Source organism: Actinomadura sp. 7K534 (assembly GCF_004348575.1).
GTDB lineage: Bacteria > Actinomycetota > Actinomycetes > Streptosporangiales > Streptosporangiaceae > Spirillospora > Spirillospora livida.
The window spans coordinates 1-9,225 of sequence record NZ_SMKB01000268.1; the positions used below are offsets into that span (position 1 = coordinate 1).

A 9,225-nucleotide genomic window follows, 5' to 3' on the forward strand; every position below is an offset into this window, starting at 1 on the left:
GTGCCACTCCTTCGCTGGGGACCGAGGTCGTCGCGGAAGGGTGGGGCGGGCTTGAGCTGGTCGAGAGTGTCTACGGGCCGCTGACCGAGTTCTACGAGCGGATCGACGCGCGGCTCCGGGACGTGCCCGAGGACGTCCCGCCGGTGGGCTGGCGGCCGCATATGGCGGCCCTGCGCGCGTTGCGGGAGGAGCGGGTCGCGGGGGACTGGGAGGTGCTCTCGCGGTTCCTCGTCGCGCCCGGGGCGCTGGAGAAGACGGACGAGCTCCGGCTCATCCAGAGCGACGACGGGAACGAGGTCATCCGCGGGTTGGTGCGGGAGCTGGCCGCGGCGGACGGGCGGGCGCTGCTCGTCGCGCCCACGCCGGAGCGGGCGGCCGAACTGCTGCGCGGCCTGGAGGAGGACCCCGAGGTCTTCTCGCTGCTCGTCGAGACGCGTCCGGCGACGGCGGAGGCCGATTCGGTGGAGACGCAGGCGTTCCCGCCGGTGGACGATGAGGCCGTCCGAGCGGCGCCGCCGGTGCGGGAGTCCAGGTCCAGCGAGACGGTCGAGTTCAGGCCGGTGTCCGGGACGCCGGAGGAGAGCCCGTCGGCGGTCACGCGGGTCGAGCCGCTGCCCGCGCTGCCCATCGCGGAGCCGGCCGTCCCGGAGGAGGGTCCGTCCGCACCGGAGGCGAGGGTCCGGTCGGCCGCGCTGCGGCCGGTGGGAGAGGCGTGGCGGCAGGCGTGGGAGACGGAGATCCGCTTCCTGCGGCGCGGGCTGATGTCACTGGAGCAGTGGCCCAGGGACGCGGCGGCGCTGCGGTCCGTCGAGGCCGAGCATGTGCGGCGCGGCGAGGAGCTGGAGGCCGAGCGGGCCGCGATGGCCCGCGCGATCGAGGAGTACCGCAAGACGGTGGCGGCCGCCGGGCAGGCCGCCGAGGAGGCCGAGGCTGAGGCGGAGCGGCTCGCCGTCGTCCAGCGGGAGGCCGAGGAGGAGCTCACCGGGCCGCGCGCGGAGGCGGAGCGCCTCAGGACGGAGGCGGACGAGGCGGCCACCGAGGCGAACGCGCTGACGCGGACGGCCGACGCGTCCTACGCGCGCTGCGTCCAGATGGACGAGCGCGCCAAGACCGCGCAGTCCGAGCTGCAGGCCGCCCGGGAGACGGAGGCGTCCCTCACGGACGAGCTGGCGCGCGCGCAGGAGGCGCTGCCCCACGCGGCGGAGGAGTCCCACCGGCTGGCGGCGACGGACGCGGACAAGGCCGCCGAAGGGCATGCCGCCTACTACCGGCTGGCGGCGGCGGAGTCGGCGCTGGCGGCGGTGCGGCGGAGGATGACGCTCGGCCAGCGGCTGCACGTGGCGTCGCCGCCGTCCGAGCTGAAGCGCCTGCGCGCCGAGTTCAAGGCCCGGACGCGGGAGGCGGACGAGGCGGCGAAGCGGGCCCGTGAGGCCAAGGACGCGGCGGAGAACGCCGAGCGGATCCGGCGGGGGCTCGCGTCGTTCGTCTCGGAGGGCGGGGCGCGGCTCGCGGCGGCGCAGGAGGCGCAGGAGCGGCTGACCACGGAGTTGGCCTGGCTCGCGACGGAGCGGGAGACGGCGGGCGCCGAGCACCGGGAGCAGGCGCGGCTGGCGGCGGAGTCCGTGGAGCGGGCCACCCAGGCCGCCATGCGGGCCCGCGCCGCGCAGCAGGCCGCGCAGGTGATCGAGGACCGGGTGAACACGGCCCGCACGTCCCGCGAGCGGGCTCTCGCGGCGGCGGCCCGGGCCCGGTCGGACGCGGAGAAGGCCGAGGCCAGGGCGGCGGAGACGGAGGCGGCGCTGGAGCGCCGGACGGCCGAGGCCGCCGCGGAGATGTCGGCCCGCGACACCGATCTGGCGGCCGCGCGGCGGACCGAGGAGCTGTCGCGGGAGCAGGTCAGGGAGGTCTGCGGCTCGGATCCCGCCGCCGACCCGGAGGTCGTCCCGGCGCACCAGCGGCGCGCGATGGCCCGGATCGAGCTGCTCACCGGCTACCTGCACGGCGGGCGGCCGGCGGGGGGAGACGTGCTGCTCGGCACCGCCGACGTCGTCGTCGGAACGCCGGCGGGCATCGGCGTCAGCGCCCGCGACGAGGAGTTCGACGCGCTGATCGTCGCGGACGCGGGCGAGGTGACCGACGGCGAGTTCCTGATCGGCGCCGTCCGGGCGCGCCGGTGGGTCCTGGTGGGGGCGCCGGACTCTCGTCCGCCGTCCTACCGGGAGTACGCGGGGGCGCCGTCCGGCAGGCTGGAGACCAGCCCGTTCGAACGCGCCGGCACCGCCGCGCCCCGCCTGGTCGAGGACGGCTGAACCGGCTCTTCGCGAACGAGCCTCAGTCGTTGCGGCTGAAGAAGGGGGAGGCGCCGGGGTTCTTCGGCGCGACGCGGACGCCCGGGGCTGCGGCGGCCGGCTCCCGGCGGGGCATCGGCCCGGTGTCGCCAGCCGGACGGGGCGCCGCCGGCCCGGGGCGCGCGGCGCCGGGGCCCTGCCGGACCTGGGCGAGCTCCCGCTCCAGGCGGCGCTTCTCCGCGACGAGCGCGGTCAGCGACTCCTCGTGCTCCTCCCGCAGGTCGCGCATGTCGCGGCGGGTGCGGATGCGGCGCGCGGCACCCGTGAAGGTGAGCGCCATCCCGCAGAAGAAGACGAGGGCGACGGCCGCGCCGGCGAGGAAGACCTGCCATTGCTCGTTCACGCCGGGGACGGTCTGGCCGAAGAGGACGAGGTTCGCGGCTTCGGCGTTGTCAAGGGCGACGCCGACCCCGGCGAGGATGGCGGCCGCGACCAGCAGGAAACCGAGGAACACCATGGGCAGATCTCCTCTGCAGTGACTCCGGAGGGGGTACGGAGGGTGTCCACCATGCCAGACTGAAACTGGATCATGCCGCATTGGACGGATAAATACAGGTCAGAGGGTATTCGTCCGAACCGATGCGCAACGTTCCCTGTCGACCGCATCGGGTAGTGGTCGGGCCGGAGGCGCGCACGCTACCGAGACCGGCGCTGCCGAGACCAGGGAGGAACCCATGCCCGTGCAGGCCATCGTGTTCGATCTGGACGGCGTCCTGATCGATTCGGAGCCGATGTGGGAGGAGGTGCGGCGCGCGTACGTCGCCGACCGCGGCGGGCGCTGGCTGCCCGACACCCAGGAGCGCCTCATGGGCATGAGCACCAACGAGTGGGCCGACTACCTCGCCACCGACCTCATCGACGGCGTCACCGCGGAGCAGGTCGCCTACGAGGTGATCGACCAGATGCTCCAGCGGTACGAGGAGGAGCTTCCGCTGCTGCCCGGGGCGGAGGACGCCGTCCGCCGGATGGCCGATTACCGCCCGCTCGGCCTCGCCAGCTCGTCCCCGCGCGCCCTCATCGAACTCGTGCTCGGCAAGCTCGGCGTGGCCGGGCTGTTCCGCGCCACCGTCTCCACCGAGGAGGTCGACCGCGGCAAGCCCGAGCCGGACGGATACCTCGCCGTGGCCGCCCAGCTCGGCGTATCCGGCGGCGACTGCGTCGCCATCGAGGACTCCGCCAACGGCATCCGCTCGGCGCACGCCGCCGGGATGACGGTCATCGCGATCCCGCGTCCGGCGCATCCGCCCGCGCCCGACGCGCTGGCCCTGGCCGCGTACGTCGCCGACGGCCTGGACGAGGTGACCCCGGACCGGGTGGCGGTCATCCACAAGTAGCGTTCGCGGGGCCGGGCGGCGGGGGCCGCTCGTAGTATGGGCCGATGCCTTCCCCCGAGATCCCGGAGACCCTCGACGTCCTGCGGCGCGTGTTCGGGTACGACGCGTTCCGGGACGGCCAGCAGGAGATCGTCGAGCATGTCGCGTCCGGCGGCGACGCCCTCGTGCTGATGCCGACCGGCGGCGGGAAGTCGCTGTGCTACCAGATCCCGGCGCTCGTCCGGAAGGGCACCGGGGTCGTCATCTCGCCGCTCATCGCCCTCATGCAGGACCAGGTCGACGCGATGCGGGCGCTCGGCGTCCGGGCGGGCTTCCTCAACTCCACGCAGGACCTCGACGAGCGCCGCGTCGTCGAGGCCCAGTTCGTCACCGGCGAGCTCGACCTGCTCTATCTCGCGCCCGAGCGGCTGCGGTCCGCCTCGACCGTCGAGCTGCTCGACCGCGGCGACGTCTCCCTGTTCGCCATCGACGAGGCGCACTGCGTGTCGCAGTGGGGGCACGACTTCCGCCCCGACTACCTCATGCTGTCGGGCCTGCACGAGCGCTGGCCCGACATCCCGCGCATCGCCCTCACCGCGACCGCCACCGAGGCGACCCGCCGCGAGATCGCCACCCGCCTCCAGCTGGAGGACGCCAAGCACTTCGTCGCGAGCTTCGACCGGCCCAACATCCAGTACCGGATCGAGCCGAAGACCGACGCCAAGCGGCAGCTCCTCCGCCTCCTCCAGACCGAGCACAAGGGCGACGCGGGCATCGTCTACTGCCTCTCCCGCAACTCGGTGGAGAAGCACGCCGCGTTCCTGACCGAGAACGGCATCGAGGCGCTCCCGTACCACGCGGGCCTGGACGGGGAGACGCGCGCCGCGAACCAGGCGCGCTTCCTCCGCGAGGACGGCCTCGTCATCGTCGCGACCATCGCGTTCGGCATGGGCATCGACAAACCCGACGTCCGCTTCGTCGCCCACCTCGACCTGCCCAAGTCCGTCGAGGGCTACTACCAGGAGACGGGCCGCGCCGGGCGAGACGGCCTCCCGTCCACGGCCTGGCTCGCCTACGGGCTGCAGGACGTCGTCAACCTGCGCAAGATGATCGACGGCGGCGAGGGGGACGCCGCGTTCCGCCGCCGCCAGGCCATGGCCCTGGACGCCATGCTCGCCCTCTGCGAGACGGTCGAGTGCCGCCGCGTCCAGCTGCTGAACTACTTCGGCCAGTCCGCCGAGCCGTGCGGCAACTGCGACACCTGCCTGACGCCGCCCGAGTCGTGGGACGCGACCGTCCCCGCGCAGAAGGTCCTGTCGGTGATCGTGCGGCTCGACCGGGAGCGGCGCCAGAAGTTCGGCGCCGGGCACATCATCGACATCCTGCTCGGCAAGAAGAACGCCAAGGTCATCCAGTTCGACCACGACACCCTGAAGCCGTTCGGGGTCGGCACCGACCTGCGCGAGGGCGAGTGGCGCGGCGTCGTCCGGCAGCTCCTCGCGCAGGGCCTCGTCGCCGTCGAGAGCAACCACGGCACGCTGGTGCAGACCGACGCGAGCGCCGCCGTGCTGCGCGGCGAACGCAAGGTGATGATGCGCCGCGAACCGGAGCGTCCCGCCCCGAAGGCGGCGAAGGCCGCCAAGGACCGCAAGGCCCCCGTCGAGCTGCCGGCCGAGGCCATGCCGACCTTCGAGCGGCTCCGCGCCTGGCGCGCCGCGACCGCGAAGGAGCAGGGCGTCCCCGCCTACGTCATCTTCCACGACGCGACCCTGCGCGAGATCGCGACGGCCCTCCCGACGACCCTCACCGAGCTCGGCCGCGTGAACGGCGTGGGCGAGAACAAGCTCGCCAAGTACGGAACCGAAGTCCTGGAGACCCTCACGTCCGCCGACTAGCCCCCGCCACGGGCCGTTTCGCGGGCGGCGCGGTGGCCCGACTCGACGGCGCCGTCGATGTAGCCGGCCCACCTCGTCGCCGTCTCCGTGCCCGCCCAGTGCAGCGGGCCGACCGGCCGGCGGAGGGCCGGGCCGAACCGGGTCAGCGTCCCGGGCGCGGCGAACGCGCCGTAGCAGCCGCGCGAGTACTCCTCCGCGGCCCAGTCCCGCTCGATGTAGGCGACGGGCTCCCCCGCCCGCGGGCCGAAGTAGCCGACCAGGTCGGCGACGACCTGGGCGCGGCGCTCCGCGGCGGGCAGGCGGGCCGCGATGTCGGCGTGCCGCCCCTCCAGGAACCCGACCAGCACGCCCGGCCCGCCGCCCTCCGGGGTGTTGTCGAACGTGATCCCGAACGGGCGGTTCGCGCTGGTCACCTGCCCGCTGTACCCGTCCGCGCGCCAGAACGGCTCGTCGTACCCGACGTTGACCTTGATGACCCGCCCCATCGGCAGGCGCTGGACGAGCTGGTCCCGGTCACCCGGGAGCCCCGGCGTGTACCGGATGCGCCCGGCCAGCGTCGGCGGGACGGCGACGATCGCGCGGCGCGCCCGCACCTCCCGCGACGGCGTGCGGAGCCGGACGGAGTCGTCCGCCCACTCGATCTCCGTGACCGGCGAGTCCAGGACGACGCGGTCCCCCAGCTCGTCCGCCAGCGCGAGCGCGATCCGCTGCGAGCCGCCGGAGACCCGGTCCTGCTGGGCGCCGCCGGTCGTCTCGATGAGCGGGTCGAGCCCTCCCGCGGCGGCGATGTAGAACCCCGCCCACAGCGCGGACAGGTCCGCGGCCTCGGCGGAGAACACCGCCTGCGTGATCAGCCGCATGAACGCGCGGCCGCCGCGGGTGTGCAGGTTCCGCCGGATCCAGGTGTCGAACGTCTGCGCGTCCAGGCGTGCGGCGTGCCGCGCGGTCCACGGGGCGTCGGCGGGGACGCCGCGCCTCAGCCGGTCGACGCGCCACTGGCCCTGCGCGATGTCGGCGAGCGTGGCGGGGGACAGGTGGGGGATGCGGCCGGTGTACTCGTCGCGCGTGCCGCCGATCTCGGCGATGTGCCGCCCCTCGTCGTACGTCGGGTACGTCGCCAGGCCCAGCTCGTCGAGCAGCGCGAGCACCGCGTCCTGCCCGGGGCCGACCCACTGGCCGCCGACCTCGATCGGCTCGCCGCCGGGCAGCTCGCCGTTCAGCAGCCGTCCGCCGACCCGGTCCCGCGCCTCCAGAACGACCACGTCGTGCCCGTCCCGGACGAGGTCACGCGCGGCGACCAGTCCGGCGACCCCCGCCCCCACGATCGCGACATCCGCCATGTCCCCTCCATACGTGCTGCATCTGATTCCCAGGGTTCTCCCAGGATCGCGCAGGGTGTTCTGCCAGGCGCCTTCGGTTTGATGGGTTCCATGCGAACCGACCGCAAATCCTTCATCGCCGGGCTGGGCGCCGCCGGCATCCTCAGCCTCGGTCTCTACGTCGCCGTTCCCGCCGTCGCGGACTCCCCTTCTCCTTCCCCCACGGCGAAGCCGTCCGAGAAGGGCGAGGACCGCCCGTTCCGCGACGGTCCCCGCCGGGTCCGTCCCGGCCTGCACGGGCCCGGCGAGCACGGTTTCGGCCTGGGCGGCGGACGGGGCGTCCACGGCGAGGCCACCGTCCGCGACGGCGACGGCTTCCGCCTCGTCGCCTTCCAGCGCGGCGAGATCACCGCCCTGTCGTCGACGACGCTGACCGTCAAGAGCGCCGACGGGACGTCCTGGACGTGGACCGCCAACGGCGACACGAAGATCCGCGAAGACCGCAAGGACGTCGCCCTCAAGGACCTCGCGAAGAGCGACGAGGTCCGGATCGCGGGCGAACGCTCCGGCGACACCCGGACCGCCAAGCTCATCCGCGTACGGGACTGACGGCATCGACGCGTGCGGGCGCCTCCCGGGAGGTGCTCGCATGCATGTGCCGCCACGTCCGCAGACGGTATTTTCAGACCGGCGGGTGACGGCGGCGAGGGCGCCCGCGGAGAGTCCGACGGGCCGCACGAGCGGGGGCCGATGAGCGAGGGCAGGCGGGTGCTCGTCGTGGACGACGAGGCCAACATCCGCGACCTCATCGAGGTCGCGCTGCGCTTCCACGGCTTCGCGACCGCGACCGCGGACACCGGCGAGAAGGCGCTGCGCGCCGCCGCCGAGGAGCGCCCGGACCTCGTCCTGCTGGACGTCATGCTCCCCGACGTGGACGGCTTCGAGGTCTGCCGGCGGCTCCGCGCGGACGGGAACCAGGTCCCGGTGATCTTCCTGACGGCGCGGGACACCCCGTCCGACACCGTCACCGGCCTCACCCTCGGCGGCGACGACTACGTCGGCAAGCCGTTCTCCATCGAGTCCCTGATCGCGCGGGTGCGGGCCGTGCTGCGCCGGACGGCCCCGCCCGTGTCCGGCGGTGCCGCGCCCGTGCCCGACGGCGTCCTGCGCGTCGCCGACCTCGAACTGGACGAGGCCCAGTGGACGGTGCGGCGCGGCGGCGTCGACGTCGACCTCTCCCCGACCGAGTTCCGCCTGCTCGCGCACCTGATGCGCAACGCGGGCATGGTGCTGTCGCGCACCCAGCTCCTCGCCGCAGTGTGGGGCTGGGAGCACGGCAACCCGCAGGTCGTCGAGACCTACATCAGCTACCTGCGCCGCAAACTCGACCCGCTCGGCGCGCCGCTCATCCACACCCGGCGCGGCGTGGGCTACGCGCTGCGGCCATGACGCTCAACGCCCGCCTCCTCACCGGCCTCCTCGCCGTCACCGTCGCCGGGCTGGCGATCATGGCCCTGGTCAGCGCGCTCGTCCTGAACGGCTACCTGATGCACCGGGTGGACCAGGAGCTCCAGGCCACCCCGGCCCGCGGCATGGGACGGCTCCTGCCCGAGCCGCCCAAGAGCGTCGCACCGTCCCGCTTCATCGTCCTGGTGGTCGGCCCCGCGAACCAGGTGAGCGTGCTGAGCGCCGAGGAACCGGACCCGAGCCGCGCCGTGACCGAGGTGCAGCGCCTCAGCCGGGACGAGCTGGCCGCCCACGCGCGCACGCGCGAGCCGTTCTCCCTCCCGGGACTGCGAGCGGTGGCCCGCCCCTGGCGCAACAGCGTCATCATCACGGCGTCCCCGCTCGACCAGGTGCACTCCGCCGTCCGCAACCTGGTGCTCTCCGAGATCGCCACGGGGATCGTCCTGCTCACGCTGCTCGCCCTGCTCGGCCGCACCCTGATCGGCCGCGGCCTCCTGCCGCTGAGCCGGATGGCCGCCACCGCCGACGCCATCACCGCGGGCGGCGACCTGCGCGCCCGGATGCCCGACCCCGGCCGGCGCACCGAGACCGCCCGCCTCGCCGCCGCCATCAACGTCATGCTGGAGCGCATCGAGCAGGCGTTCTGGGCGCGCAGCCGCTCCGAGGCCCGCGTCCGCGAGTTCGCCGCCGACGCGTCCCACGAGCTGCGCACCCCGCTGACGACCATCCAGGGCTACGCGGAGCTGTACCGGCACGGCGCCCTCGGCCCCGCCGAACTGCCCGACGCCATGCGCCGCATCGAGGACGAGGCGCGCCGCATGAACAAGCTCGTCACCGACCTCCTCGACCTGGCCCGCCTCGACCGCGAGGCGTCCCTCCGCCC

8 protein-coding genes are annotated in these 9,225 nt (G+C 74.3%); 6 read left to right on the forward strand and 2 right to left on the reverse strand.

Annotation, left to right across the window (positions count from 1 at the left end; genetic code table 11):
- Positions 1–2,309, forward strand: a 2,309-nt coding sequence (locus E1266_RS38420) for a hypothetical protein (protein ID WP_207946040.1), incomplete at its 5' end; no start/stop codon positions are given.
- Between the two features lie 22 nt (positions 2,310–2,331).
- Here E1266_RS38420 and E1266_RS32095 read toward each other — a convergent pair.
- On the reverse strand, positions 2,332–2,805 hold the full coding sequence (locus E1266_RS32095) for a hypothetical protein (protein ID WP_207946041.1): 474 nt from the start codon (positions 2,803–2,805) through the stop codon (positions 2,332–2,334).
- Positions 2,806–3,022: 217 nt separating this feature from the next.
- Here E1266_RS32095 and E1266_RS32100 point away from each other — a divergent pair, with 217 nt between their 5' ends.
- Positions 3,023–3,682, forward strand: a complete 660-nt coding sequence (locus E1266_RS32100; RefSeq protein WP_132053500.1) for an HAD family phosphatase — start codon at positions 3,023–3,025, stop codon at positions 3,680–3,682.
- A gap of 44 nt (positions 3,683–3,726) precedes the next feature.
- The gene (gene recQ / locus E1266_RS32105) at positions 3,727–5,556 is read left to right on the forward strand and encodes a DNA helicase RecQ (protein ID WP_132053502.1); all 1,830 of its coding nucleotides are present in this window, start codon (positions 3,727–3,729) and stop codon (positions 5,554–5,556) included.
- Here the strand turns inward: recQ and E1266_RS32110 are convergent.
- Positions 5,553–6,896 (reverse strand): flavin monoamine oxidase family protein, encoded by a 1,344-nt coding sequence (locus tag E1266_RS32110; protein ID WP_132053503.1) that lies wholly within the window; start codon positions 6,894–6,896, stop codon positions 5,553–5,555. The genes recQ and E1266_RS32110 overlap by 4 nt on opposite strands.
- A gap of 90 nt (positions 6,897–6,986) precedes the next feature.
- Here E1266_RS32110 and E1266_RS32115 point away from each other — a divergent pair, with 90 nt between their 5' ends.
- The 3 genes from E1266_RS32115 to E1266_RS32125 all read left to right on the forward strand — a co-directional run.
- Positions 6,987–7,484, forward strand: coding sequence for a DUF5666 domain-containing protein (locus E1266_RS32115; protein WP_132053505.1), 498 nt, complete (start codon positions 6,987–6,989; stop codon positions 7,482–7,484).
- A gap of 141 nt (positions 7,485–7,625) precedes the next feature.
- On the forward strand, positions 7,626–8,324 hold the full coding sequence (locus E1266_RS32120; protein ID WP_132053507.1) for a response regulator transcription factor: 699 nt from the start codon (positions 7,626–7,628) through the stop codon (positions 8,322–8,324).
- A partial coding sequence (locus E1266_RS32125; RefSeq protein WP_132053509.1) for a HAMP domain-containing sensor histidine kinase occupies positions 8,321–9,225 on the forward strand: 905 nt, incomplete at its 3' end. The genes E1266_RS32120 and E1266_RS32125, both read left to right, overlap by 4 nt.